26 protein-coding genes and 1 pseudogene are annotated in these 25,892 nt (G+C 39.1%); 20 read left to right on the forward strand and 7 right to left on the reverse strand.

The window, feature by feature from the left end; genetic code table 11:
* From FAY30_RS03965 to FAY30_RS04005, 8 genes are all read left to right on the forward strand, one after another.
* The gene (locus tag FAY30_RS03965) at window positions 1-1,101 is read left to right on the forward strand and encodes a dipeptide epimerase (RefSeq protein WP_149868663.1); all 1,101 of its coding nucleotides are present in this window, start codon (window positions 1-3) and stop codon (window positions 1,099-1,101) included.
* The gene (locus FAY30_RS03970) at window positions 1,094-2,008 is read left to right on the forward strand and encodes a C40 family peptidase (protein WP_149868664.1); all 915 of its coding nucleotides are present in this window, start codon (window positions 1,094-1,096) and stop codon (window positions 2,006-2,008) included. Before FAY30_RS03965 ends, FAY30_RS03970 begins: the two co-directional genes overlap by 8 nt.
* 2 nt (window positions 2,009-2,010) lie before the next feature.
* Window positions 2,011-3,015: an ABC transporter ATP-binding protein gene (locus FAY30_RS03975; RefSeq protein ID WP_190284807.1), complete on the forward strand. Its 1,005-nt coding sequence runs from the start codon at window positions 2,011-2,013 to the stop codon at window positions 3,013-3,015.
* 3 nt (window positions 3,016-3,018) lie between these two features.
* Window positions 3,019-3,795, forward strand: a complete 777-nt coding sequence (locus FAY30_RS03980; protein WP_149868666.1) for a serine hydrolase — start codon at window positions 3,019-3,021, stop codon at window positions 3,793-3,795.
* 552 nt (window positions 3,796-4,347) lie between these two features.
* On the forward strand, window positions 4,348-5,196 hold the full coding sequence (locus FAY30_RS03985; RefSeq protein WP_149868667.1) for an alpha/beta hydrolase: 849 nt from the start codon (window positions 4,348-4,350) through the stop codon (window positions 5,194-5,196).
* Between the two features lie 228 nt (window positions 5,197-5,424).
* Window positions 5,425-5,796 (forward strand): DUF2089 domain-containing protein, encoded by a 372-nt coding sequence (locus FAY30_RS03990; RefSeq protein ID WP_149868668.1) that lies wholly within the window; start codon window positions 5,425-5,427, stop codon window positions 5,794-5,796.
* Window positions 5,797-6,186: an SHOCT-like domain-containing protein gene (locus FAY30_RS03995; protein ID WP_149868669.1), complete on the forward strand. Its 390-nt coding sequence runs from the start codon at window positions 5,797-5,799 to the stop codon at window positions 6,184-6,186.
* Window positions 6,187-6,582: 396 nt separating this feature from the next.
* Window positions 6,583-6,774 carry a hypothetical protein gene (locus tag FAY30_RS04005; RefSeq protein ID WP_149868671.1) on the forward strand — a complete coding sequence of 64 codons (192 nt, stop codon included), beginning with the start codon at window positions 6,583-6,585 and terminating at the stop codon, window positions 6,772-6,774.
* Between the two features lie 72 nt (window positions 6,775-6,846).
* Here the strand turns inward: FAY30_RS04005 and FAY30_RS04010 are convergent, their stop codons facing one another.
* The 3 genes from FAY30_RS04010 to FAY30_RS04020 form a co-directional block, all read right to left on the reverse strand.
* On the reverse strand, window positions 6,847-7,299 hold the full coding sequence (locus tag FAY30_RS04010; RefSeq protein WP_149868672.1) for a staygreen family protein: 453 nt from the start codon (window positions 7,297-7,299) through the stop codon (window positions 6,847-6,849).
* Window positions 7,300-7,366: 67 nt separating this feature from the next.
* Window positions 7,367-8,095 carry an ABC transporter ATP-binding protein gene (locus FAY30_RS04015; RefSeq protein ID WP_149868673.1) on the reverse strand — a complete coding sequence of 243 codons (729 nt, stop codon included), beginning with the start codon at window positions 8,093-8,095 and terminating at the stop codon, window positions 7,367-7,369.
* A 3-nt stretch (window positions 8,096-8,098) separates the two neighbouring features.
* Window positions 8,099-9,166 (reverse strand): ABC transporter permease, encoded by a 1,068-nt coding sequence (locus FAY30_RS04020; RefSeq protein WP_149868674.1) that lies wholly within the window; start codon window positions 9,164-9,166, stop codon window positions 8,099-8,101.
* Between the two features lie 243 nt (window positions 9,167-9,409).
* Here FAY30_RS04020 and FAY30_RS04025 point away from each other — a divergent pair, with 243 nt between their 5' ends.
* On the forward strand, window positions 9,410-10,321 hold the full coding sequence (locus tag FAY30_RS04025; RefSeq protein WP_223820883.1) for a MerR family transcriptional regulator: 912 nt from the start codon (window positions 9,410-9,412) through the stop codon (window positions 10,319-10,321).
* Between the two features lie 122 nt (window positions 10,322-10,443).
* On the opposite strand, the gene FAY30_RS04030 is transcribed toward FAY30_RS04025, so the two are convergent.
* On the reverse strand, window positions 10,444-11,670 hold the full coding sequence (locus tag FAY30_RS04030; RefSeq protein ID WP_149868675.1) for an MFS transporter: 1,227 nt from the start codon (window positions 11,668-11,670) through the stop codon (window positions 10,444-10,446).
* 81 nt (window positions 11,671-11,751) lie between these two features.
* Between FAY30_RS04030 and yeiL the strand changes: the two genes are divergently transcribed.
* From yeiL to FAY30_RS04060, 6 genes are all read left to right on the forward strand, one after another.
* Window positions 11,752-12,423 (forward strand): transcriptional regulator YeiL, encoded by a 672-nt coding sequence (gene yeiL, locus FAY30_RS04035; protein ID WP_149868676.1) that lies wholly within the window; start codon window positions 11,752-11,754, stop codon window positions 12,421-12,423.
* A gap of 95 nt (window positions 12,424-12,518) precedes the next feature.
* Window positions 12,519-13,796, forward strand: a complete 1,278-nt coding sequence (locus FAY30_RS04040) for an MFS transporter (RefSeq protein ID WP_149868677.1) — start codon at window positions 12,519-12,521, stop codon at window positions 13,794-13,796.
* A 77-nt stretch (window positions 13,797-13,873) separates the two neighbouring features.
* Window positions 13,874-15,310: an AcpB/EbpR/MafR family transcriptional regulator gene (locus FAY30_RS04045; RefSeq protein WP_149868678.1), complete on the forward strand. Its 1,437-nt coding sequence runs from the start codon at window positions 13,874-13,876 to the stop codon at window positions 15,308-15,310.
* A gap of 202 nt (window positions 15,311-15,512) precedes the next feature.
* Window positions 15,513-16,220, forward strand: a complete 708-nt coding sequence (gene deoD / locus FAY30_RS04050) for a purine-nucleoside phosphorylase (protein ID WP_149868679.1) — start codon at window positions 15,513-15,515, stop codon at window positions 16,218-16,220.
* Between the two features lie 45 nt (window positions 16,221-16,265).
* Window positions 16,266-17,561, forward strand: coding sequence for a purine/pyrimidine permease (locus FAY30_RS04055; protein WP_149868680.1), 1,296 nt, complete (start codon window positions 16,266-16,268; stop codon window positions 17,559-17,561).
* Between the two features lie 68 nt (window positions 17,562-17,629).
* Window positions 17,630-18,811, forward strand: coding sequence for a NupC/NupG family nucleoside CNT transporter (locus FAY30_RS04060; protein ID WP_149868681.1), 1,182 nt, complete (start codon window positions 17,630-17,632; stop codon window positions 18,809-18,811).
* Window positions 18,812-18,929: 118 nt separating this feature from the next.
* Here FAY30_RS04060 and FAY30_RS04065 read toward each other — a convergent pair whose 3' ends face one another.
* Window positions 18,930-19,715, reverse strand: coding sequence for a nucleotidyltransferase domain-containing protein (locus FAY30_RS04065; protein WP_149868682.1), 786 nt, complete (start codon window positions 19,713-19,715; stop codon window positions 18,930-18,932).
* 247 nt (window positions 19,716-19,962) lie between these two features.
* Window positions 19,963-20,235: a DUF4190 domain-containing protein gene (locus FAY30_RS04070; RefSeq protein ID WP_149868683.1), complete on the reverse strand. Its 273-nt coding sequence runs from the start codon at window positions 20,233-20,235 to the stop codon at window positions 19,963-19,965.
* 290 nt (window positions 20,236-20,525) lie between these two features.
* Between FAY30_RS04070 and FAY30_RS04075 the strand changes: the two genes are divergently transcribed.
* Entirely contained in the window at window positions 20,526-21,050 is a 525-nt protein-coding gene (locus tag FAY30_RS04075) for a type 1 glutamine amidotransferase domain-containing protein (protein ID WP_149868684.1), read from the forward strand.
* Between the two features lie 209 nt (window positions 21,051-21,259).
* Here FAY30_RS04075 and FAY30_RS04080 read toward each other — a convergent pair whose 3' ends face one another.
* Window positions 21,260-22,162, reverse strand: coding sequence for an EamA family transporter (locus FAY30_RS04080; RefSeq protein WP_149868685.1), 903 nt, complete (start codon window positions 22,160-22,162; stop codon window positions 21,260-21,262).
* Window positions 22,163-22,621: 459 nt separating this feature from the next.
* Here FAY30_RS04080 and FAY30_RS04085 point away from each other — a divergent pair, with 459 nt between their 5' ends.
* The 4 genes and pseudogenes from FAY30_RS04085 (at window position 22,622) to FAY30_RS27080 (ending at window position 25,866) form a co-directional block, all read left to right on the forward strand.
* Window positions 22,622-24,037 (forward strand): zinc ribbon domain-containing protein, encoded by a 1,416-nt coding sequence (locus FAY30_RS04085; RefSeq protein WP_149868686.1) that lies wholly within the window; start codon window positions 22,622-22,624, stop codon window positions 24,035-24,037.
* A 240-nt stretch (window positions 24,038-24,277) separates the two neighbouring features.
* Window positions 24,278-24,520, forward strand: a pseudogene (locus FAY30_RS04090) (CueP family metal-binding protein); the annotation flags it as partial.
* 338 nt (window positions 24,521-24,858) lie between these two features.
* The gene (locus FAY30_RS04095; protein ID WP_149868688.1) at window positions 24,859-25,356 is read left to right on the forward strand and encodes a DoxX family membrane protein; all 498 of its coding nucleotides are present in this window, start codon (window positions 24,859-24,861) and stop codon (window positions 25,354-25,356) included.
* 369 nt (window positions 25,357-25,725) lie between these two features.
* Complete coding sequence (locus tag FAY30_RS27080) at window positions 25,726-25,866, forward strand: hypothetical protein (RefSeq protein WP_190284808.1); 141 nt, start codon at window positions 25,726-25,728, stop codon at window positions 25,864-25,866.
* Window positions 25,867-25,892: the final 26 nt, after the last annotated feature.

Here is a 25,892-nt window from a genome sequence, read left to right on the forward strand (position 1 = left end):
ATGATTATAGAGCAAATTGAAACATTCCGAGTCGCTGTTCCCTTGCATAAGCCGTTTAAAACGGCTCTCCGAACCGTGACGACAGCTGAGTCCATTTTTGTGAAAATTACCTGCGATAATGGAATCGTTGGCTGGGGTGAAGCACCTCCTACTATTGTCATTACAGGAGACAGTCTCTCGAGTATAGAATCTGCCATCCACAATACGATCAAGCCATTTTTACATAAAAAAAACCTGTTTCAATATGAGGTGATTTTTCAGGGATTAAAGACACTTATGGTCGGAAATCCGAGTCCAAAAGCTGCTGTGGATATGGCTATTTATGATTGTTTATCCCAATTTTGTAATCTGCCGCTCTATCAATTTCTCGGCGGACATAAAAAGGAAATGGAAACAGACTTTACCGTTAGCGTGAATGGGCCTGAGGAAATGGGCGAGGATGCTATTTCATATATCCAAAAAGGATTTAATGTCCTTAAGGTCAAGGTAGGGAAGGATGATATTGCTGCCGATTTGGAGCGAATCAAGGAGATTAGAAGGCGAGTAGGGAAGGATATTAAAATCCGCCTGGATGCAAATCAGGGCTGGACAGCGAAGGATGCCATCTGCGCCATCCGTAAAATGGAGGACCTTGATTTACGAATTGAACTTGTGGAGCAGCCTGTCAAGGCAGACGATATTGATGGTCTGAAGCAGGTAACGGATGCAGTGGATACGCTGATTATGGCCGATGAAAGTGTGTTTACACCGAAACAAGCCTTTCAAGTTTTAAAAACAAGGAGTGCCGATTTAATTAATATTAAGCTGATGAAGGCGGGCGGCATTTATCAAGCTCAAATCATCAACCATCTTGCTGAAACGTGCGGTGTGGAGTGTATGGTCGGCAGTATGATTGAAACCCGGCTTGGTATTACAGCAGCTGCTCACTTTGCTGCCAGTAAGCAAAATATTACTCGTTTTGACTTTGATGCACCGTTAATGCTAGCAAAGGAAATAGTTGAAGGCGGAGTCCAATATAATAGTAGATTAATAACAATGCCTGAGGCCCCAGGCCTTGGGATTAAGTCGATTGACATTAAAGGGGGAGTTTTATTTGGTTAAATGGATTGTAAATGTGCCAGTAGCAACCGTTTGGACGTCTGTTGATTCACCACGAGAAATTGACTATGCTGCCGTAACGAACCCCGTTTCGATGGATACGTGGTTAGATGGATTAACGTATGAAACCAGGCTGGGATTGTGCGATCAAAACCTTGTTCAAACGCAGCTATTATATGGTGAAGAAGTGTTGATTACCGAGGAAAATAATGATTGGGCACATGTCATCATTCCAAGTCAGTCAACCTCTAAGGAGACGCGGGGCTATCCGGGCTGGGTTCCGAAAGCTCAGTTAGTGGAAGCGGCTGATGGCTGGAATATAACAGATGGCCCTGTCGCGATTGTGACAAGCCGAAAGGCAATGCTGGATAAAGAGAATCATCAATCGGGTTTAGAAATTTCCTATTTAACAGTTTTGCCCTTCTTATACGAAAAGGAAGGGAAGATTTTCGTTCAAACCCCTGATGGGACGGGGGTGCTGGATGCGAAGGATGTTGTTGTCACTGATTCTCCAGCCAAGGGAGATGGCCAGGCAATCGTATCCGCTGGTGAGCAGTTTCTTCATTTACCCTATTTGTGGGGCGGGATGAGCAGTTATGGCTATGATTGCTCAGGGTTTAGTTACTCGATGTGTAAGGCAAATGGGTATGTGATCCCACGCGATGCCTCCGACCAAGCAGCCGCTGGTAAAAAAGTCGAAATAGGAGCGATTGAACCAGGTGATTTATTATTTTTTGCCTATGAAGAAGGAAGAGGGAGGATCCACCATGTTGGCATTTATTATGGAGATGGAAAATTACTGCACTCCCCAAATACCGGCAAAACAGTGGAAATTATTCCTTTAGAAGGAACGATATACGAGCAAGAACTATGTGCAGCAAGACGCTATTGGGGTGAGACGGAGGAATAACCATGGAGAAATTATTACAGGTAAACAATCTCAAAAAGCATTTTAACTTAGGTAAAGATCAAGTGTTAAAAGCTGTAGATGGTGTGAGCTTTCATATTAATAAAGGCGAGACATTCGGAATTGTCGGAGAGTCAGGGTGTGGAAAGTCCACGGCGGGAAGAACTATAATCGGGCTTTATGATGTAACCGATGGCGAGGTTGTCTTTAAAGGGAAAGATATACACAAATTAACATCGAAAGAGCGATTTGCTTTTCATAGACAAATGCAAATGATCTTTCAAGATCCATATGCGTCGTTAAACCCAAGGTCTACGGTAAGTGAAATCATTTCGGAGCCGATGGAAGTTCACGGCTTATATCCAAATAAGAAAGAACGGTTAAATCGTGTCTATCAATTATTAGAGGATGTCGGTTTAAATCGCGAACATGCCAATCGCTATCCGCATGAATTCAGCGGCGGACAGCGGCAAAGGATTGGAATCGCCCGGGCTCTTTCCCTCGACCCTGATTTTATTATCGCAGATGAACCGATTTCTGCCTTAGATGTGTCCGTACAGGCCCAGGTCGTTAATTTGCTGACAAAATTACAGAAGGAAAAAGGCTTAACCTATCTATTTATCGCCCATGATCTTTCGATGGTAAAGCAAATTAGTGACCGGATCGGTGTCATGTATTTGGGACAGCTGGTGGAACTAACAACAAGCAGTGAGTTATACAAAAATCCGCTGCACCCATATACACAGGCATTGCTCTCAGCCATTCCTATTCCTGACCCAGACATTGAGGACAAGCGAGAACGGATCATTTTAAAAGGGGAACTGCCAAGCCCGATTAATCCTCCAAGCGGATGTGTATTTAGAACCCGCTGTCCAATGGCTTTGGAGGTTTGCGCCAAGGAGAAGCCTGTCTGGCAGGAATACGAGGAGAGCCATTACATCGCCTGTCATTTATATGATAAAAATAAAACCGGTGATCATGATTATTCCCAAGTCGCTGCCGCGAGGTAAACGATGGAAAGATTAATGGAGAAAATCGAAGAAGAACTCCGCGGCCTCAGCGGCCGGGCTGGCTTGGCGATCGAAATGGAAGGCAAATGCATTGATATTAATAGTAAGGAAGTGTTTCAATCTGCAAGTCTCATTAAGGTTCCTATTTTAATAGAAGGACTTCGGCAGAGTGACAGAGGTACACTAAACGTTAATCAATTAGTATCGATTACAAGTCCTGTTGGCGGATCCGGGGTTTTACAAGTATTATCCCGTGATGCACGACTGACTCTGATGGATCTCATGACCTTAATGATCACGGTCTCAGATAATACTGCCACCAATATCCTAATCGATGAATTAGGAATGGAAGCCATTAATCGCTCCATGGTAAAAATGGGACTGCAGCATACGGTGCTTAATCGGAAAATGATGGACTTTCAAGCCTTGGAACAGGGGCGTGATAACTATACAAGTCCAGCGGATATGTTGACATGTTTGAAAGTTATCATGGAAGGATCCTATTTAACAGAAGAAAGCCAAGCGGCAGCCTTACGCATGATGAAGTTTCAGCAATTTCAAGATAGACTTCCAGGTATGATGGACTTAGACAGGGTGATGGCAGCCAATAAAACAGGCAGTCTTCCTCACGTCGTACATGATTGTGCGATAATAACCTATAAGGGGAAAACGGCCTATGCGGCGGTCTTATTGGACCGCCTTGACGATGAGTTTACGGGGAACCAGATAATAAGTAGAATAGGTAAGCATATCTATGATTATTTGTTATTCGGAATTTGAGCGAACCATTAAAAGAAATCGGGTGAATATAAACAATAAAGAGCATTTCAGTGCGGAGGAATGCTCTTTATTTTTGTCTGAAATAAGAAATGAAAACCATAAAGCACTTCTGACTCGTTACATTGACCGTGAAGTGAAAAAGAAAGCGTAGACGGTAAATGAAAGCCCATTACATTAACCGTGAAGCAAAAAAGAGAGTGCCGAGGGTAAATGAAAGCCCGTTACATTGACCGAGGTTCAAAAAAGAAAGCGTAGACGGTAAATGAAAGTCCGTTACATTGGCCCTGAAGCGAAAAAAAGAGCCCCACCGGTAAATGAAAGCCCGTTACATTGACCGTGAAGCGAAAAAAAGAGCCCCGCCGGTAAATGAAAGCCTTTTACATTAAGAGAAAGGCATTTGCAAGGTGCCCAACAAAAATGTCAAAGATCATCCAAAGTGATACGTTACTTTGCTTATGATTTATACTAAAATGAACTTAAAAAGCTTACTAAAAAGGTTTTTGGCAACGACAAATACATGTTTTAGGCGGTAGCATCTGGAGGATTTTTAGAATGATAACTGAAGGGACATTTAATGGTGTCGGTGGAAGCGAGCTATACTTTCGTGTGATCGAACCATTAACAGCTCCAAAAGCGGTGGTTATTCTCGTTCATGGTCATGGAGATCACAGCGGGGGGCTGCAGAATATTAGTGAAAGCTTGGTTAATAAGGGATATATTGTGTATGCCTTTGATTTACGCGGACATGGGAAAAGCGCGGGTAAAAGGGGATATATCCAGTCGTGGGATGAATTTAGCGGAGATTTACATGAGTTCCGCAAGCTTGTTTCCCTTGATCAGCCTGGATTGCCCTTGTATATTGTCGGACATAGTATTGGCGGTCTGATTACTCTAGAATATGCTTTAGAACACGGTTCAGGTATTTCTGGGATAATCGCGATTTCTCCTGCCATCTCTTATAAAGTAACACGCTTTGAGCAGTTAGGGATCAACTTAATGGGTAAGGTGAAACCCGACTATCGTATAAAAAAGCCTGGCAGGATTCGATTATTAAAGAAAAAATCGGCAATACGTGTGAAATACGAATCGGACCGTTTACGTCATAATATCGTGACCCCTGGTTTAGGTCGCAGCTTAATCCAAGCAATTACACGGGTAGTAAATAAAGCGTCATCCATTACACTGCCCATCTTATTACAATACGGCCGGGATGATAAAATTACTCCCCCATCAAAGCTGCGCCTTTTTTTTATTTTGATGGCCTCAAAGGATAAACAGATGATTGAATACCCATCGGCTCGGCACCGTCCATTTGATGAGGATGGAAGAGAACAATTTTTAGGAGATTTGGTTGGCTGGTTAGATAAACAGCAAAAGGTAATTATCAGGGATTTTAGTTAAAATGGATTGTTGCTTCCCTTAACACGTTAAAACATTGATACCAGCCATTCAGGAACAGACTCCGATTCAGGGTCTGCTTTTTTTTGCCCAACTAAAATCATCAATTGTTTAAGGGTTAAATTAAATAAATTAATTTTTTTATAATTTTTTATAAAATATTTTAATTAACTATTTTAATTATTTAATCGTTGTTGTATGATTAAGTTAAATAAAGAAAGGGAGAAAAAGATGGCCTACCCATTAATTACTGACTGTCCAGTTTGCAGCAAACAATTGAAAATTACGAAGCTACAGTGCAAGCATTGCCATACGATCGTGGAAAACGAGTTTGAATTATCAAAGCTAGCAGCCCTTGGTCAAGACCAGCTGCATTTTATTGAAATTTTTCTAAAATGCCGTGGAAATATCAAAGAGGTGGAGAAAGAATTGGGGATTTCCTACCCGACTGTACGAGGAAAATTAGAAGATATTATTTCTGCTCTAGGCTATTCCACACAAAAGAAAACGGAAGTGGATAAGAAAAAGGTAGTTGCAATGTTGGAAAAGGGAGAAATCACAGCCGAAGAAGCCATTCATTTATTAAAAGAGGGGGAATTATAAATGAAAGAGGAAATTTCAAGAGTGTTGACCATGGTCGAGGAGGGCAAAATCGATAAGGAAAAAGCAACGGAATTAATCAATGTCCTGCAGGGTAAAGAGCAGCAACAGCCAGTTCAATTAACAAAGGAAATCCCCTATGGCAGCAAAATGCTGAAAATTCGAGTTACCTCCGAAAAAGGTGATAATGTCAATGTAAATTTGCCAATTAATCTTATTAAGGCTGTTTTAAAGGTTGGAACGAGTATCGTAGAAAAAATTCCAGAGGCTGAAAAATATGTGAAGGATATTAATGTAGATCTTTTAATCACAGCAATTGAAAATGAATTGGACGGTCAAATTGTTGATGTGACTTCATCTAATGGTGATAAAGTTTTCGTGGTAATTGAATAGTTTATGCTAAAAGTCAGGGTGAAAGTGAAAGATAAAAAATTCTCCGTACCAGTTCCTTATTCTTTATTAAATATGTTCAGTTTTATTCTTACATCAAAAAGAGTAAATCGCTTGATTAATAACGCTCTCGAAAAGAATAGCAGTAAATTTACCTTTCCTCAATTAGACAGAAATGACTTGAAACCCCTGCTGCATAGCCTATCTAAGCACAAGGGTATCGTATTAGTGGATACTAAATTAGAGGATGGCACCGAAGTTGAAGTAAGATTATGAGGCATTATTCCCAAGTTGGATAATGCTTTTTTTAATGGAAAATGCCACGTGAAATTTATATAAATAAAAGTATTCATGCTATACTTGGGGAACGAATTGTGGTTCTGGAAGGAGTAAATTAGTTTGAAGTATATAAAATCGCAGATGCAACAGCTAATCAAGGATAATAAAGACTTGCATACACGCCTAAAAGAGTTGAAGGTAGAACACGGTCTTGAAAAAAACAATGCCCTCAAGGCTTTGTATCATTCAGAAGTTGCTGACGGAGGAAAATACCAGTCAGCTTACCAAGCGCTTGACCAACCCAGAAAGTAATAGCGCTGTATTTCCATGGGCAGGGTTCCTCCGCATACTCGTGAACCGGAAACGGGACCTTTACATCATGATTTATGTGGTAATACTTTGGAAATTCCCCCAATTTTCCTGCCTTGCAAATTGAGGATAAGCCGACATGAAGTGAATGAAGATGGGAGCTTGATCTAAATAGGGGTATGTGTTGAATAAAATCCTATCACCGTATCTAATAGCCGTTAAGGCAAGTGGTAATTCACGTCTAAATATTCCATTGCGTTTTGCCGAAACAGAAGGGGGATATTCTCCTTGATCGACGTATAAATAGACACAAAAACATAACGAGCTTCCATATTGTTTCCATTCACCCAAAACTTCATCTCTCATAGGATTAATTTTATCCCAGGCATACTTATTTCCGATGTTTAAAAATAGTTTTCCAGTCACATCAGAGTGAGTTAATGTGTAACGCCTTGGAATAAGGGGTTCCGTAGCAGTTGCACCGTCCATGTATTCCACCGATAGTTTTTCAGGATAAAAAGTGCTCAAGTCATCACCTCCCATCAGTTTTTTATCATTATGCTGATGGGAGTTTATTTATTCGTACATACAAGTGTTAAACGAGATGATTAATTTTCTCCTCGAATGGGATATTTGATCGCTTAGCATGGTTCTCTATTGACGCAGAAAGGACACCATCCGTCATTTTGTAAACTTTGTCACAATAGCCCACAAGCCGAATATCGTGAGTCACCACAATGGTCGTTGTTTTTTTCTGCTTCGTTACTTTTTTTAATAGCTCCATAACCTCATAAGCACGGTCTGAGTCAAGGGAGGCTGTAGGCTCATCAGCCAAAATAATCGAAGGATTGCTGTACAGTGCTTTAGCGATGGCTACACGCTGCCGTTCCCCGCCGGATAAATCGGAGGGATATTTCATGAGTAAGTCAGCAATTCCCAAGTCCTCGTATAGTTGATTTTGCTCCAATGTCGACATATTTCCCTTTTTCACTTTGTCTAATAGTTTCAATTGATTGGCCACGGAGAGAAAGGGAACTAGGTTCGACGCTTGTAATACAAATCCGATTTCCTTGAGTCGGATTTGTGAACGTGCTTTTTCATTCAAAGAGGTTAGGTTTTGCCCATTGATTACTACATCCCCTGAGGTTGGGGATAATAATCCACCAACAATCGTGAGAAAGGTACTTTTTCCAGATCCTGACGGGCCAATGATTGCTATCAATTCTCCTCGGTCGGCAAGAAAGTCGGTTTCCTTTAAGGCTTCGACTTGCGTATGACCGCTTCCAAAACTCTTCTTTACTTGATGTAACTCCAATACTGCCATGGTTTATCCTCCTATCGCTTTCAGTGGGTCAATTCGAACAATCGTCAAGACGGAGAAAACGGCACCTGCAGTTGCAACAACCATTAGGATTAACCCATAGAACACCATCAAGGTTAGATCAAATGAAACCGGAACAGCTGCCGGTAAAAAAGCTCCTGAAACAAGTGTAAAGGCAAATCCTAGCGCCGTCCCGATAAACGCTAAAATAAAGGTTTGTGCCACAACAGACCAAGATAAATAAGAGCTGGAAATACCTTGAGCTTTCATCACCCCGAACATACTTATCTTCTGGACGGTCAACACATATAAGAAAATCGCTACAATGATGGATGAAATACCAAAGAGGAAGTAAATCATGAAATTTAAGGTAAGTTTTTGTTCCGTATAGCCAGGTAAACTCTGAATGAATGACTCAATCTCAATGGAGTCTAGCTCATCATTTTGAGTCAATTTTGAAATAGAGCCATCGCGAACAACAATTCCATTAATTTGATCTTTTTTCTGATCCGCTGCTTCACCAAATTTGACTTGGTGGAAGGTTGCAAGATTAGCATACAGAACAGGTGCAGCATTAAACCTGGCATGGTCTGTAAATCCAACAATAGTTAACTGTTGATCACTGGAGGACAAGGTAAGTGTATCGCCTAATTTGAATCCTTTGTCTTTGAGTGAATCATCAGCAATCACTTCATTTGCTTTTTCAAAAGCCCTTCCTTCCGTCACATTAGGCATCAGAAATTCCTCGTTGTTAATACCAAATAGTGATATATTTTGCTTGTTGTTCCCGTTGCTGGCAATCGCGTTTAGCTGACCGATTACTGCCGTTTTCTTCGCTTGAATGTCGTTTAGCTGATTGGTCGACATTGATGATTGGTACAAGCTTTTATCTGATTCTGCGGTAAGGATAATAGCTGACGCGTTCCATTTATCAACCGCTTCCCTATTCAGACTAGCAAGACCAGTTGCAAGGCCAGAGAGAAAAAATACAAGATAGGAAACCAGCATTAAAATCCCTGTAATCAAGGTAAAACGAAGTTTATTTTTTTTAATTTCCTGCCAGGCTAAAAACACCATGTCACTCCCTTTCAATGGATAATATTTAATCCTATTATTAATTGAGATAACTTGATTTGTCAAATGTTTGTATAATAAAATATTAAAAAGATTATACAGACGTTCCGGTATTTTTCTCTTTTTAGTAAGGATAGTGTAGATCTGTCTCTTTGTATAACGTTTAATCGCGACACATTGTACAAGGTATAGATATTCGTTATACTAAATATGCCTAAGGGGAATCGGATAAGGTGTAAGGGGATGAAATGGATGATTCAATCCGATGAACATGGATTATTTACGATTCAACAAGTTGCAGATATGACCGGATTATCGAAACAAGTGATTAGAAAATGGGAAGAACGGTATGGCATTATACAACCGAAGCGATTGGAGAATGGCTACAGAATATATAGTCAACAGGATGTCAAAACGCTTTTAAAAGTAAAATTACTTTCCGAACAAGGCCACTCGCTTAAACAAGCTGCCCTTCTTGTTAAGGAGGCGGATGAAGATCCCGAAATACCAATGCCAAAGGGGAAATTACCTAATTATGAGCAGTGGAATGAGTATGTCTTTCAGCTTTTAGAAAAGGGCAGACACTGTGATGAGATCGAATTAAATATTATCTTAAGACAGGCGTATCATCATATTGGGCTAGAGCGTTTCTTATCCGATATTGCGGTGCCATTTTTAAAAGAAGTAGGGAGAAAGTGGGAGAATCACGAGTGGGATGAATATCAGGAATCTGTATCGAGCCTGGTTGTACGGGATTTCTTGGTTCAAATTCGGCGGAATTATCAATATCGAGAAAATGCTCCATTCGTTCTCGGAGCATGCCTGCCATATGAACAACATGAAGTACCACTGCATCTGATCCTATTGCATTTCATGATGAAAGGGTGGAAGACCCAGTTAATTGGAGCTTCCCCTGCCCCAGGGGCGATTGAATCATTGGTATGCAAATTAAAACCTGATGTTGTTCTGTTGTCCGCTACAACCACGATACCATTTGAAACCGATCCTCAATTACTAAGGAGATTGGATCAGTTTGCTGAAAAGCAAGATGACATAGCCTTTTACCTTGGCGGCCAAGGGGCAGTTACCTATCCACCTGAATATAAACCACAGGCCATTCGTGTGACAAATTCGATTGAAGACATTTTAAAGTAAAGCACTTAATGGTAATGAAGATGTTAATTTTTAAAAAAACACCTATCCATCTGCTTAATTCTATTTTAACCTTATCATAAATAAAACAAAGCCAGTTCAATTTCATTCGAACTGGCTTTGTTTTATTCAGCTTTAAGGGCACTGTGTTCATGGATCACTCGATCACAAGAATCTTCCCTATGATTATTGGGATCAGGCACTTTTGCAGCCAATTTCCGATAGAAAATGGCAAGCAGCATCGATGGGATGGTACAAATGATCATGCCGATAAAGGAGTATCTTGGCTCGATTTCATATAAATATCCACCCAAGAACGTAAACACTGCTGTGCTCCAGCTGAGTGCCAGTGCTGAATACATCCCTTGTGCATTCGGAATCTGTGCTTGTGGAATATGCTTGGTTAAGTATTTCATAAAGGCATAATGTCCCATCGCAAATGAGAAGGCATGCAAGGTTTGTGCAATACAGAACACGATAATATTGGGAAAGATAAATATGAGAATCCATCTTACTGTTGATCCAAATGCTGCAAGTACAAGTAAGGAGCCTACAGAAAATTTCTGAAATGATCGATCAGCGATTAGGAAGAAAATAATTTCTGCGAGCACAGCTATGTTAAGAATCATGCCAATTAAATATTTTGGTGCATGGATTTCTTGTAGAAAAATATAGCCATAGCTGTAATAAGATGCGTGTGCTGCTTGCAATAAAATCACAATAATCAGTACGAGGCCGTAATGTTTGATGTGAAATAATTGAAGCATCCCGCCATTTTTCAATTTAGCGGCTGATGGTTTTTCCATTAAAGCAAGAGGGGCTGGCAAGACACTAAAAGCAAAGAATACTACTGTGCCAAGTAATAATGCCCATAGGATTACTTTATCTCCAAGTGTTCCAGTAAAGACTGTTAACAGTATCCCGGATACGACAAAGCCAATGGATCCCCACGAGCGGCTCTTCCCGTAATCTCTTAATTGTTTATGCTGCACAAGAACGCCTGCTGCGCTATCCAATGCCGGCATTAAGCTGGGATAAAAGAAATGCAACAGTAAATTAACAACTAATAAACTCGTATAGGAGTTCGCTGGAATACTGCATAGAAGAGATAATAACGTGCCGATGGCCATCCCGTTTAATAAGGTCCTGCTGCTAAATTTCCCTGATACATATGGAAAGACAAATAATGTAGAAAGGCCGCGAACCACCAGCCCCATACTCATAATCATACTAGCTTGTGAAACAGTCATTCCTTTTGTATGAATCATCCACCCTGTCCAATATGGCAGAAAAACACCCCAGGTGATAAAAAAGGTAAAAAATTGTCTGTTCATCCATCGTTGTGAATTCATTCGATCTTCCTCCAATGATTGCATCATATCATGGAGAAACGTACAATAATAGGAGATATCTCATATTCTTGGAGGAGATTAATGGAAATTTACAAAGGTGAGAAAAGGCAGCGCTATATAGAGCAATATTCGATTGCCCATCTATTCTCTTTTCCGATTGAAGAGTTTTTAGAAGTACATGAATATAAACGGGATGAATGGATCATTCAAGAGAATATGCGTCCGAATTTCTTATTTTATGTGATTGAAGGAAAAGCAAAAATTTATGTAACCCATCAAAATGGGAAGGTCAGCTTAATTAATTTTATCAAGGAAGAAGAGTTTATCGGGGAAATGGAATTATTAAATCCCATCTATTATACAAAAGGGATTCAAGCTTCAACCAAAACCGTTTGCTTTGCGATTCCTTATCATCGCTGTCGTGGCAAAATGCTTGAAGACGCTGTCTTTCTCCGTGAACTTGCGAAGTTCTTAAGTGTAAAATCCACACATATGGCGGCAAAATATACCCAAAGTCTCTCGTTCCCGCTAGAAAATCGGCTTGCCGAGTTTATTTTGCAAACAGCAGATGGCGAGGTTTATAAGGAAAAACATGTCACTGTTTGTGATTTCTTAGGTGTTTCCTACCGCCACTTATTATATGTGCTTGCACAATTCTGCGATAAAGGCTATTTGCAAAAGGAAGGACGTCACTATCACATCATACAGTCCAACGAATTAAATACCCTTGCAAGGGTATTGATGAATGAATGATGCCAAAGAGAGCAGTGACTCCCTTTCTTTTTTTGTTTCTACTGTTAGCGAAAGCCCATATATATAAGAGTAAAAGCTAACAGGAGTAGAAATCAGTGGACAAACAAAATAGCAGGTTCAGATGGGTTGTCTTTGCGTCGGTGTTGTTTACTTATTTATTAATGGCGAGCCAGCGAACCGCTCCGGGATTGATTACAGACGAGGTGATGAAGGAGTTCCATGTAACCGCCTCAACGATTGGGCTGCTGACGAGCATCCAATTTTTTGTCTACACGGGTTTTCAAATTCCGATGGGCATGCTGGCCGATCGCTTTGGTCCTAATGTATTCCTCATAGCAGGGGCGCTCCTTACAGGTTTAGGTACCATCATATATAGTGTGGGCACGCATGAATATGTCCTGTTTTTGGCCAGAATACTGACAGGAACGGGGGATGCAACGATCTGGGTCAATATGGTGTTAATTTTAAGCCAATGGTTTAAGGTAAAGGAATTTGTCCAGTTGATTGGCCTGGCGGCAATGACAGGAAGTCTTGGTTTCCTTCTGGCGACTGTTCCTTTCTCCTTATGGATCGACTTCCTTGGCTGGAGGGCAGCGTTTTTCTCTGCAGGACTGGTCCTGTGTCTATGTGGAATCCTTCTTTATGTAGTCCTTTGGAAAAAGCCAAAGCAGCTCTTTCCTGCCGAGGCATTCATTGTAAAAAAAGAGGGAAAACAGGATAACACGTTTGATTTACTGCGAAGAATCTTCTCAAGCCGGCAGGCATGGGCTTTATTCCTTTGTCACTTTGGGATTGTCGGAACGTACGTAGGATTTATCGGTTCATGGGCAGTGCCTTATGGGATGAATTTGTATGGAATGACACGTTCAGCCGCGAGTCAGCTCATTTTGCTTGGTCTGATTGGAGCGCTGATCGGAGCACCACTGGCCAGTTGGATTTCAAGCCGGTTAGATCGGATTAAACAACCTTACGTGATCGTGCACATCATTCTTTGCATGAGCTGGTCAACCTTTCTCTTTTTTAAAGGGAATCCGCCATTCTTCTTGCTGACGATACTTTTCTTTGTGATTGGCCTAGCATATGGAGCCAATGCCTTAACGTTTGCAGCCGTTCGGAAGTCTTTTCCCATCGTCGAATCGGGCCTTGCTTCTGGGTTTGCGAATACGGGCGGGTTTCTAAGCGCCGTCTTGCTGCCAAGTATTTTCGGAACGGTATTGGATCATTTTCAACCTGCTTCCGGCAGTCTTAGTCAGGCATACTCCTACGGTTTCATTACCCCAGTGATCTTCTCGGTGATTGGCTTGACGGGGGTGATGATGATGAAGGAGAAACGTCAGAGTGCGGAGCGGAAAAAAGATGCCCCATCCGTCTAAGACAAGTGTTGCCCCCAACTTAATGGGGGGCAGGCACATTATTTCAAATTGAATAATTAGTAGAAAAAGGTGAAAAAGTGGATAAGGAATTTACATTAGCCAGCCAGCTGTTAACGTTGATAGATACTGAACAAAGATGGTTTACCTTAGCCGAAATTGAAAAAGAATTAGGGATTTCAGATAAAACCATACGTAAGATGGTTGAGGAGATTAGTAAGCAATTACCACATGCAATAACAATTGAAGTTTCTAGAGGGAAGGGAATCTTTCTTCACCGTGATAGGGGAAGCAAAACGGTGAATGAGGTCATTTCCATTATGTTCAGACAAACTGTCTTTTTCCGGCTGATGAATTTATTGTTTACACATGTTGGCCAATTCTCAGTAGAAGAACTTGCTGAAGCCATGTTTATGAGCTCCTCGTCTTTGAAAAAACTGATTGTCCAATTAAATAATAATGATCTGAAGGCCTATAACATACGCATTACTTATTCCTCACCTACAATAAAAGGGAATGAATTACATATTCGATATTTTTATTGGAAGCTATATTGCGATGCATATGAATTTACGGGATGGCCTTTTGCGGAAATCAATTATACGTTTATAAATCAGTTAATTACAGATATAGAGAATGAGAAAAATATTGTTTATTTTATCAATTCTAAACGAAGATTATCTTTTTTCGTTGCCATTGTTTTAGATCGAGTGAAGAAAGGGAAATTTATAAAAATTTCCGAAAAACTTTATCCTTGGGAACAAGGGATTTTTTATTTACCAGTGAATAATTTTGCAAAAAAGCTTGAACAAATGATTTCTATTGAATTACCAAAAAACGAAATATTCTTTATGCAATCCATGTTTAGTCTTAGCCAATATAATGATTATGATGGATCAGAAACTGCATCGATGAAAGAAGTGGAACTACGTAATAATAAAGAAGTCTCTCAAATGGTCAATCGGTTTTTAACGTTATTGGTCGAGGTTTATCCCAATATTGATATGAATGAACGATTTCTCTTGGAAATATATGAGTTCTTTGACAAGCTATTAATCGATAATGCCATTCCTGAATTGCTGTTGATTTCAAAAAGTAATTTAACTGTATATGTTCAAAAAGAGTGTCAGCAGATTTATCAAGAATTACAAACTTGCATGCAAAAGTGGAATACCGCTTACCCTTCTGTATTGTTTAATGACTTTCATTTAACAAAATTAACATTACTAGTTAGTTCTAGCTTACGTTATAAAAGTAAAAAAGCTTTCTTGGTGATCGGAGAAGAATTTTCCATCCGTCATTACATTGCGAATTTGATAAAAAAGGAAATTGGGGACCAGTTGATCATTAATACTTCAATCATGAAAGGGCTGACTGATGAAATTGTGCAGCAGCATCATATTGATTTCGTTATCAGTAATTTCCCCGTTGCATTAAAGACAGTGCCCGTTGTTATTATTTCTACGATTCCAACTAAAAGAGATTTAGATAATATTCGCAAAGAATTGCTTTTGTAATTTTGGTCCATTTTCTTCTGTTCTCTACGTAAGATTTTGGTCTAGTTTGTAAATATAAAAAAAAGTATCCTCAAAGTAGCTTCTTAGACAAGCTACTTTTTTTATTTAAGAATTGCTGGGGTAACCCCCTTTTTAGCGATAAGTGGAAACGGTTTCCTTAGTTAACTTAAATTTGTCATTCGAATAATAAGGAGGAAAAGATATGAGTGTGCATTTAGGAGCAAAGAAAGGGGAAATAGCAGAAATTGTTTTGCTTCCAGGGGATCCGTTACGTGCAAAATTTGTGGCAGAGCATTTTTTAGAGGATGCCTATTGTTATAACGAGGTAAGAGGAATGTATGGGTACACTGGATTCTATAAAGGTGTGCAGGTTTCCGTACAAGGGACGGGGATGGGAAATCCATCGATGAGCATCTATGCAACTGAATTGATCAACGATTATGGGGCGAAAAAATTGATTCGTATTGGTACCTGTGGTGCTATGCAAAAAGAGCTTAAAATCCGTGATATTATATTAGCCCAAGCGGTTTCCTCTGATAGCAATATGACAGAGAAGATTTTTTATGGGTGTAATTATGCACCAACGGCGGATTTTTCGCTGTTAATGAAAGCATACCAGGAAGCGCAAAGTAAAAATGCAACTGTCTATGTAGGCAACATTTATAATTCAGATGAATTTTACCGTGAAACATTAGACAGGCTTCATAAATTTATGGATTTCGGTGTATTAGCGGTAGAAATGGAGAGCACAGCCCTTTATACGTTAGCTGCCAAATATGGTGTAAAAGCATTATCGATTTTGACAGTAGGGAGTCAATTATTAACAAATGAACGCTTAACCCATAAAGAAAGTGAGAAATCCTTTTACGAAATGGTGGAAATCGCTCTTAATACAGCCATTCATGACTAATGCATATGCAAAAGTGAGCGGGTAAGGAAAGAAAGTGGGAAGGAAATGAGAATAATTCTGTCTGGATTCCAGTGGATGATTTTTATGATTGCTGGTGCAATTGCTGCCCCAATTGCTATCGCAGATTTATATAACTTAACGCCAATGGAAACGACTGGACTCATCCAGAGCACAATTATTACGTTAGGGATAGCAGGCTTTTTACAAGGGTTGATTGGTCATAAATTGCCTATTCATGAAGGTCCGGCAGGTTTATGGTGGAGCATCTTTACCATTTATGCGAGTTTAGTAGGGGTATTATATACGTCACATATTGCTGCCTTGCAAGCTTTATGTGGAGGAATGATCATTAGCGGCGTTTTATTTATCTTACTTTCATTGTTTAAGCTGATGGATAAAATCGCCAGCCTCTTTACACCCGCTGTTACGTTTATCTATTTACTTCTATTAATTTTACAATTAAGCGGTTCCTTCATGAAAGGGATGATGGGAATTACATCAGCCCGCACAATAGTAGATGGCAAAGTATTTTTACTTAGTGTGATCATCATTTGTATCACCTTTTGGCTGGGGAATAGCCGATTTCTTTTATTGCAGCGGTTTTCAGTATTAATAAGTATATGTATAGGCTGGTCATTATTTATTGTTTTCGGTAATATCCCGGCGATTTCACAGGCGGATACGCTCATTCAGCTGCCGAAGGTCTTCCCATTCGGCAGACCGAGCTTTGATGCTGCAACAATCACTACTGCGTGTTTATTAACACTGTTATTAATAACTAATGCAATAGCATCCATTCGTTTGATGGAATCCGTTATGAAACAACAGGACTCAATGGACCATCGTCGTTATTTCCGTGCCGGATTTACATCGGGGATGAATCAATTAATTTGCGGCTGCCTGGGAGCCATTGGCTCAGTACCTATTTCGGGAGCGGCAGGATTTGTTGAACAAACAGGTATGAGGGAGCGCAAATCGTATGTAATTGGCTGCAGCTTAGTGATCGCTACCTCTCTGCTTCCGCCGATTATGAATATAATAGCAGCTATTCCAGCACCTATAGGCTATGCTGTGACATTTGTTATTTTTGTTAAAATGGTTGGATTATCTTTGAAAGAATTAAAAAGCGTGATTCACGAAGAGCGGACTTTAATTGTTTGTGGAGTTTCTTTGTTAGTTGGCGTTGGTTTAATGTTTATCCCTTCATCAGCCACCATTCATTTATCTCCAATCGCGGCGGCTATTTTAAATAATGGGTTAATTTGTGGAAGTCTTTCAGCTATTATTCTAGAACAAGGATTACTAGTGAAAGAAAGGCATGGGACTAAGCATATTCGTTAAACAATGGAAGCGTATAAACAGGAAAAATGGAACGAGCTTTTTAACCGATACTTTGGAGGAATATTACTATGCATTATATAATTTCTGTTGCTGGCCTGATGATTGTTCTCTTACTGGCATGGCTTGCGAGTAATGATAAGAAAAAGATTAAATATCGTCCAATCATTACCATGATTGTTATTCAAATTGTGTTAGGATTGCTGTTACTAAAAACGAGTGTAGGGGAATTTTTAATTAAAGGTTTTGCGGATAGTTTTGCAAAATTGCTTGAATATGCCAACGAAGGAACGAACTTTGTCTTTGGCGGGATTGCCAACGAAGGTGCGCATACATTTTTCCTTTTTGTTTTGATGCCGATTGTTTTTATGTCAGCAATAATAGGGATTTTACAACATTATAAAATACTGCCTTTTATTATAAGGTATATTGGTTTAGTACTAAGCAAAGTAAATGGAATGGGAAAACTAGAATCATATAACGCAGTTGCAGCAGCAATTGTAGGGCAGAATGAAGTGTTTATTTCGGTAAAAAACCAACTTGGATTGTTGCCTAAACATCGCTTATACACATTGTGCGCATCAGCGATGTCGACTGTATCGATGTCAATTGTTGGTTCCTATATGACCATGTTAGAACCTAGGTATGTAGTGGCTGCTTTATTATTAAACTTATTTGGCGGTTTTATCGTTGCATCTATCATTAATCCGTATGAAGTGAAACAGGAAGAAGATATTGTTGAAGTTCAGGAGGAAGAAAAACAAACATTTTTTGAAATGCTGGGCGAATATATTATGGATGGTTTTAAAGTAGCTATAGTAGTTGGGGTTATGCTGGTTGGTTTTGTTGGATTAATTGCTTTAATTAACGGGCTCTTTAGTGGGATATTCGGCATCTCTTTCCAAGGGATTTTAGGGTATGTCTTTGCGCCGATTGCCTTTGTTATGGGGGTGCCGTGGCACGAAGCAGTGAAAGCCGGCAGTATCATGGCGACAAAACTGGTTTCGAATGAATTTGTGGCCATGCTGGACTTTGTTAAGATAAAAGATAGTTTAAGTGATCGTACAACAGCCATTGTATCAGTTTTTCTCATTTCATTTGCTAACTTTGGGTCTATTGGTACAATCGTGGGTGCGGTCAAAGGATTAAATGAAAAGCAAGGTAACGTGGTTGCCCGTTTCGGATTGAAATTATTATATGGCGCTACTCTTGTAAGCGTTCTATCCGCAATAATCATCGGCATAGTATTCTAATATATTTTAAACAAGGATTATGTAAAATTAGTGCCTGAACCCCCGTTGCAATAAAGCATTAACGCAGTGGGGGTCAGGCACCATCTTCTTAAGTGGAAATTCTCTAAACTTCACTACTTTATTTCCATACCTCTTCAAGGGTATCCCTGAATAGTAAATCTAGTTGGGGTGTAAAGTTGGGTGTACTATTATTTAGTGTGTTAGCATATTTTCGTAGACGTTCAATTTCCTCATGGAGAAATTGATTGATTACTTGGATTTTAGGTTCTTTATCCAGTTCTTCTCCAGCCAATTTTCTTTTTAATAGTGTATTTATTTCATCCTTTAGTGAACCCTCTGGAACTAAATGATTCACTAATGTTGAAAATTCTAATGGGGGAAACTCATGATATTTCTCAATCCATCCTGCCGCTAAAACGGGCCTAAGTACGTAAAAATATTTTTTTATCTTCACTTCTTCCCCTTGTAAATATTCTCTGAAATTATTGGTTGCCATATTAAGATAGTGATGTAAACAGGAGTTGGGAGCGAAGATACTTGTGCTTAGCGCTTGCAACTGCTCCATCGTTGAATAAGCTTGATAGTAGACGATTCCTGAACGAAGCCATTCCAATAATGGGGGATTGGACTTTCGAAATAATCGTAAGGCTTTCGTCAATTCCCAGCCTGTAATATCAAGTAAGTTATTGATCGGTAATTCAATAACATCCCGTTTTGATCCAATACCGATTGGGTCGATGGCTAGATAATCTTCCTTTTTATGCACATAAATAAATCGGACATCATAATCACTATCTTTTGATGGAAACTGCCAAGCCCTGCTCCCCGATTCACAAGCAAAAAGAATTTTAACGTGAAAGTCTTCTTCAATTTTTTTCAGTGAGGTTAAAATGGTCTCTCTCAATTTTAAAACTCCTCCTTTTACCACTAGCCCTATGTTCTACTCCTTTGAAGCTCACCCATTAAGATGTAGTGGTAATAGTATTCTCATAGGAGAGAATTTTTCTCGTCTTTTAAATGCTGATATAATCATTAGATCATAAAGTATATAGACCCTATCCATTAGCGGATAAGGTCTTTTCTGCTTTGTTGAAATAATCACCAATTCTGAGACGCTAATTACATGGTAATTAGCAATAAACCTGTAATTATTAGTTGGTTATAATACTGGAAACGGAGAAATAGGCAACATAGCCCAGCACCATTAATAGTTGAATAATAATTCCAACAATACTACAAATTAAACCTGCGGTAGCTAATCCTCTGCCATTTTCGTTTGTTTTATTTATTTGTTTTACAGCTTTTCTAGAAAATACTATTCCAATAATGCCTAAAATAAGACCAATAAAAGGAATAAATAATGATAAAATACCGACTGTTAAAGAAATTACTGAACTATTATTTGTTTGATTTTTATCAGACATTCTAAAACCTCCCCCTCTTGATAATTTTACCATTATTAATTTGTCTTAGATACAAAATATCCTCTAGTCCCAGTTACTGCAATTAATGAGTATTTTTATGGAAATGTGTTGCCGATAGTACCTGTATCATTGGCAAATAAGGGGAAAATAATCAAGTTGAATGATATACTTTTAGCAGGTAGTAGTTAAAAGTAAAAAGAAGTTTAGATCATACATTTCGATCCATCAGTGATAGGGAGCAAGCAGGATGAGATAATTAATGCTAATGAATTCAGAAGGGAATAGATGATATGAAATTACAAGGAAAGAAAGTAGTCAGCCTGTTGCATCATGATTTTGAAGACTTAGAGCTTTGGTATCCGATTTACAGGCTTCGCGAAGAAGGAGCCGTCGTCCATCTAGCAGGAGAAGAGGCAGGCAAAGAATATACGGGTAAATATGGAGTACCTGCCCAATCGGATTACGCGTATGGCGATGTTAAAGTAGATGATTATGATGCAATTTTAGTACCCGGAGGATGGGCTCCGGATAAAATCCGCCGTTTTCCAGAAGTGCTTTCTTTAATAAAGGAAATGGACGCAAGTGAAAAGGTAATTGGCCAAATTTGTCATGCCGGCTGGGTGCTCATTTCTGCAAAGATTCTTAATGGAAAAAAAGTAACAAGTACACCCGGGATCCGGGATGATATGAAAAATGCAGGAGCAATTTGGTATGACGAGCCGGTAGTCACAGATGGCCACCTCGTATCAAGCCGCCGTCCGCCTGATCTTCCTGATTATATGAGAGAATTTATCCGGGTTTTAGAACAGAAGTAGATAAGGGGTTAGTGTGCATGACCCTTAGTGATTGAAAACCTAATACACTATTCCACTTCTATAGAATAAGAACTGAAAAGGGTCAAGCCCCTATTGCTTAAAAAACAGCAGGGGCTTGACCCTTTCACGCTAAATAATGAAGAAAAGCGAAGTTTTACCTATGCGTTAGCTTACCCAACTGAGAGACATGTTAAAAAGCATCCAAAATGCTACCGATTAATATGCTTCCTTACTTTAAAAAGACTACTGCCAAGTTCATTTAACGCAATGGCTGCTAATATAATAGCCGTGCCTAACCACTGAAGCGGAGTTACCGCTTCTGACAAAATAAGGCTGGCTGATAGGATAGCGATCGGTAATTCAATCGATGTTAATATATTGGCGATTCCACCTGAAACCAATGGTGCGCCCACTGCGAAAAATAGTGGGGGAAGGACTGCTCCAAATAGCGAAACACCAATGGCAGTCGTTAATAAGTTTGCCTCCAACGGCACTACAGTGGGAATGTCACGCATGAATAAAACAAGTACTAAGATGGTTGACCCAGTTACCATTAAAGAAGTCCGAGTCAATGGGTCTACATCTACAGCGACCTTTCCGCTGAAAAAAATAAATCCAGCATAAGTGAATGCAGATAGAATACCAAAAAGGAAACCTTTAAAAGGTAATCCCTGTATGTCACCATTTAATATATTGGAAGCAAAAAAGACTCCGATTAGAATGAAAACGATGGACATTATGGTTACAGGGGCAGGTTTAATTTTGCTGAAGATCCATTCTAAAAGAATTCCAATCCAAACGAATTGAAACATTAAAATGATGGCCAATGAGGCCGGCAGATATTGCATCGCGCCATAATAAAAAATACTTGTTAATCCGATAAAACAACCGGTTATCATAATTTGAGGAACATTCTTCTTATTAAGCCCTTTAAAGCTGGAGTGCTTAATTAGAGTAAAAGACCATAATAAACAAGAGGAAATAATCATTTGAACGATATTAATTTGGCCAAGTGAGTAGCCATAGCTAAACCCCAATTTAGCAAATATCGGTGTAAAACCAAAACATCCAGCACCTAATAATACAAATAAAATACCTTTATTTACTTTCATGATGAAACCTCCTTGACGCTCAAAACTACCGAACTATTATATCATAAATAGAAGATTGGCTGGTTCCTAGTCACTCTTTTAGGGATAGGTTCTTGATATAGGTATCTGACCCTCGTTGGGGAACCCATTTAACACGCCGGGGGTAAGGTATCACTATTTAGTGGAGGTGATAATGATTAAGGAAAAGCCTCAAGGGGCAGGGTGGAAAAACATTGTAAATCAGTCATAAATGGTTGTGCTTAGAAACTAAAGGACAGAATTTATACTGACCAAAACAAACAACACAAGCCCTGCATTTCTTTAGGATAGGGAGAGGTTGTTTTTTTTAATTAAAAGGGGAACTAATGTTCTTGAAATAATGGAGTTTGTTTGAATTTCTTGATATAATGGATATATGAAAAGGGCACAACAATTGAAGTTGAGAAAAAGTACATAGAAAACCAAAAGGAGTGTAATCATATGGCGACACCAAAAGAAAGAACTCCCTCTTTTGTAGCGACGATACGATTGAAAATGGATTCTAAGAAAGAGAAACAACTTTTGGTGTTGTCAGATTGTGCAAGGCAGCTATACAATGCCTGTCTTGGCGAATGTTTGAATAGACTTAGAAAGATTCAAGGAACGGAATTATACAAGGAAACGATTCAACTATCAAAAACGTCAGAAGCAGATGTAGAGAAACGCAGAGTTAATTTTAAAAATCTCAATGAGACGTTCGGATTTACGGATAGTTCAATCCAATCATTTGGAACAAAAACGAAAAATGATTCAAAATTTATAGCTGAACATTTGGGAACTCACGTATGCCAAAAAATCTCTACCCGAGCCTTTAAAGCAACTCAAAAATATGCTTTTAAACTGGCCAAAAAAGTGAGGTTTAAACGTAAGGGTGAGTTTGTATCGGTAGAAGGGAAAAATAATAAGACATTTCTTACGTATTCGAATGGATATGTCTTTGTAGGGAAAACGCTTACATTGAAATGCTTATTAGATCCAAAAGATCAATGGATGCAGCATGCATTACAACAGAAAATAAAATACTGCAGGATAATAAAAAAGGAAGTAAAAGGGAAAAATCGTTTTTATGTCCAATTAATTCTAGAAGGATTTCCTTATCGTAAATATGAATTAGGAAAGGAAGAAATAGGACTAGACATAGGCCCCTCTACGATTGCGATTGTAGGGGAATCGAAAGCGGAATTAAAAGAGTTTTGTGAAGAAGTTGTTTTAATAGATAAAGAGAAAAGAAGAATAAACCGGAAAATGGACAGGCAGCGTAGAGCAAATAACCCTAGTAACTATCAAACTAATGGAACGGTGAAAAAAGGGAAAAAGAAATGGGTTCACTCTAATCGATATATCCATACTCGTTCAGAGCACCGAGAATTGGAAAGAGGAATCAAAGAAGTAAGAAAGCAGCTGCATGGACGAGACACGAACCAAATCTTACAATACGCATTCTCTATACAAACAGAAAAACTTTCCTATAAAGCCTTTCAAAAAATGTTCGGGAAAAGTATCGGCAGAAAGGCACCAAGTATGTTTTTAAACATGTTAAAACGAAAAGTGAAATCTCGCGGCGGGGAATTCCGAGAATTTCCAACCTACTCCTCGAAGTTGTCTCAAACCTGTCACTGTGGAATGATCAAAAAGAAGTCACTCAAAGAGAGATGGCATAAATGTGGGTGCGGGGTAGTTGCCCAACGTGATTTATATAGAGCATTTTTGGCTCGATATGTAACTATATCTAATCGTGTAAATATCAAAAAAGCGAAAAAAGAGTGGATTCAATTTTCTCATGTTTTGGATGAGTGTGTTTCGAAATTGGAAAGTATAAAAACAGAAAGAAAGTTCATTTCAACATTTGGCATATAAACCCTTTGAGATGGTAGGATAACACTCCCGGTGCAGACGTACCCCGAAACAGTCAATAAGTTGTGAGCGGTGAGGGAATCTGAGCCCATGTAGATAGTCCTGTTTCGATTATTTGCATTAGAACGATTTTGGCTGTCGAAGCCTTTTAGACCAAAGTGAAGTTCTTTTTCTAGATTTATTCTAGAGATTGAAAAGCCCAAGTTATTAGAAGGTGGAACCCCTTCCACTTATGGATGGGAGAGCGTCAGAGGCTGTCAAGGTGAACTGGCGAATAAAGAGTTTCAAGTCTACATTGAAGATACAGACGGAAATGTGGTGCTGGATAAAAAAGTTCAGACCCAATCTAATGGATTTATCGATTTCTGGCTGCCACGTGATAAAACATATCAAATAAAGTTTGGATATGACGGAAAAAAGGCAGAATCAAAGATAGCCACTTTTGAAGGTGATCCTACTTGCATTACAACCATGCAGCTGAAGTAGTAAATTGAACTAAAAAGGGTCAGTCCCCTGCCAATTTCATATGCGGGAACCGACCCTTTTTTAACTAATTTTTTTAAAGATACCTTCCTCTGTTCGATGAAAATTACTGTTCACATTAAGTTCATATTTCTAACATTAATATGTTAAAAAACTGTGAAAGTCGTTGCCATTTGAATGCAAATTGCGTATATTTAAAGTGTAGAGAAGATAGTGAAAACATTCACAAACTTCACTACAAAATCCAGCTGGCTGAACAGCCCCTTGACGAAAGGGGACACAAAAATTTTTTTCAATAAAATTGTGAAGTATTTCACAAGAAATAATAGGAGATGATTGTGATGAGATGGTTCAAAACCCCTCTAGCAGCAGGTGTGTGGACAGTTTTACGAATATGGCTTGGCTTACAATGGGTTGAGGCAGGTTTTCATAAAATAACAGGCGGATTTGATGCTGCCGGATTCTTAAAAGGTGCGTTAGCAAATGCAACAGGTGATCATCCAGCAGTACAAGGATGGTATGCTGAGTTCTTACAACAATTCGCAATGCCAAACGTTCATATCTTCAACGTATTAATCCCTTGGGGAGAATTACTTGTTGGTATTGGTTTAATCGTCGGTCTAGCTACAATTCCAGCTTTAATCGCCGGAGCCTTCATGAACTTAAACTTTATGTTAGCAGGTACAACAAGCACTAATCCAATCCTTTATACAGCAGCAATGATTCTCTTATTCGCAGGAGCCGGTGCTTACTACTTTGGACTTGACCGATTTGCAGTTCCCTTTATCAAAGGCTATTTCAACAAAGGTCATGAAAAACCTGCAGAAATAACTCGATAGCCGTTATGGTTTCAAATAACGTAACTTAATATCCATGGAAAATCAGGCAATCACTAAAACTGCCTGATTTTTTTTAATTTTTTTAGGATCTTTTTTGGCATTATCACCAGAGAGGATGATGTGCAAAAATATAAATCCGAGTAAGGGGATTGGATGCATTATTGAAAAAAATCTTGAGTGAAATGAATCCAATAGGGGGCATTGGATGCATCATTGAAAAAAATCTTGAGTGAAATGAATCCAATAGGGGGTATTGGATGCATTATTGAAAAAAATCTTGAGTGAAATGAATCCAATAGGGGGTATTGGATGCATTATTGAAAAAAATCTTGAGTGAAATGAATCCAATAGGGGGTATTGGATGCATTATTGAAAAAAATTTTGAGTGAAATGAATCCAATAGGGGTATTGGATGCATTATTGAAAAAAAGCTTGAGTGAAATGAATCCAATAGAGAGCATTGGGTTCATTTTTGATGAAATTTCCGAGCGTAATCAATCCAATAAGTAGTGGCACTGAATCTGTTTTATGATTTC

This window comes from Bacillus sp. S3 (assembly GCF_005154805.1).
In the GTDB taxonomy this organism is placed as follows: Bacteria; Bacillota; Bacilli; order Bacillales; family Cytobacillaceae; genus Neobacillus.

Excerpts from the sequence above, each read along its gene's own strand:
- FAY30_RS03965 (WP_149868663.1), top strand. The coding sequence starts at position 1 with ATGATTATAGAGCAAATTGAAACATTCCGAGTCGCTGTTCCCTTGCAT.
- FAY30_RS03975 (WP_190284807.1), top strand. The coding sequence starts at position 2,011 with ATGGAGAAATTATTACAGGTAAACAATCTCAAAAAGCATTTTAACTTA.
- FAY30_RS03980 (WP_149868666.1), top strand. The coding sequence starts at position 3,019 with ATGGAAAGATTAATGGAGAAAATCGAAGAAGAACTCCGCGGCCTCAGC.
- FAY30_RS03985 (WP_149868667.1), top strand. The coding sequence starts at position 4,348 with ATGATAACTGAAGGGACATTTAATGGTGTCGGTGGAAGCGAGCTATAC.
- FAY30_RS03990 (WP_149868668.1), top strand. The coding sequence starts at position 5,425 with ATGGCCTACCCATTAATTACTGACTGTCCAGTTTGCAGCAAACAATTG.
- FAY30_RS03995 (WP_149868669.1), top strand. The coding sequence starts at position 5,797 with ATGAAAGAGGAAATTTCAAGAGTGTTGACCATGGTCGAGGAGGGCAAA.
- FAY30_RS04015 (WP_149868673.1), bottom strand. The coding sequence starts at position 8,095 with ATGGCAGTATTGGAGTTACATCAAGTAAAGAAGAGTTTTGGAAGCGGT.
- FAY30_RS04025 (WP_223820883.1), top strand. The coding sequence starts at position 9,410 with ATGAAATGGATGATTCAATCCGATGAACATGGATTATTTACGATTCAA.
- FAY30_RS04030 (WP_149868675.1), bottom strand. The coding sequence starts at position 11,670 with ATGAATTCACAACGATGGATGAACAGACAATTTTTTACCTTTTTTATC.
- yeiL (WP_149868676.1), top strand. The coding sequence starts at position 11,752 with ATGGAAATTTACAAAGGTGAGAAAAGGCAGCGCTATATAGAGCAATAT.
- deoD (WP_149868679.1), top strand. The coding sequence starts at position 15,513 with ATGAGTGTGCATTTAGGAGCAAAGAAAGGGGAAATAGCAGAAATTGTT.
- FAY30_RS04055 (WP_149868680.1), top strand. The coding sequence starts at position 16,266 with ATGAGAATAATTCTGTCTGGATTCCAGTGGATGATTTTTATGATTGCT.
- FAY30_RS04060 (WP_149868681.1), top strand. The coding sequence starts at position 17,630 with ATGCATTATATAATTTCTGTTGCTGGCCTGATGATTGTTCTCTTACTG.
- FAY30_RS04070 (WP_149868683.1), bottom strand. The coding sequence starts at position 20,235 with ATGTCTGATAAAAATCAAACAAATAATAGTTCAGTAATTTCTTTAACA.
- FAY30_RS04075 (WP_149868684.1), top strand. The coding sequence starts at position 20,526 with ATGAAATTACAAGGAAAGAAAGTAGTCAGCCTGTTGCATCATGATTTT.
- FAY30_RS04080 (WP_149868685.1), bottom strand. The coding sequence starts at position 22,162 with ATGAAAGTAAATAAAGGTATTTTATTTGTATTATTAGGTGCTGGATGT.
- FAY30_RS04085 (WP_149868686.1), top strand. The coding sequence starts at position 22,622 with ATGGCGACACCAAAAGAAAGAACTCCCTCTTTTGTAGCGACGATACGA.
- FAY30_RS04095 (WP_149868688.1), top strand. The coding sequence starts at position 24,859 with ATGAGATGGTTCAAAACCCCTCTAGCAGCAGGTGTGTGGACAGTTTTA.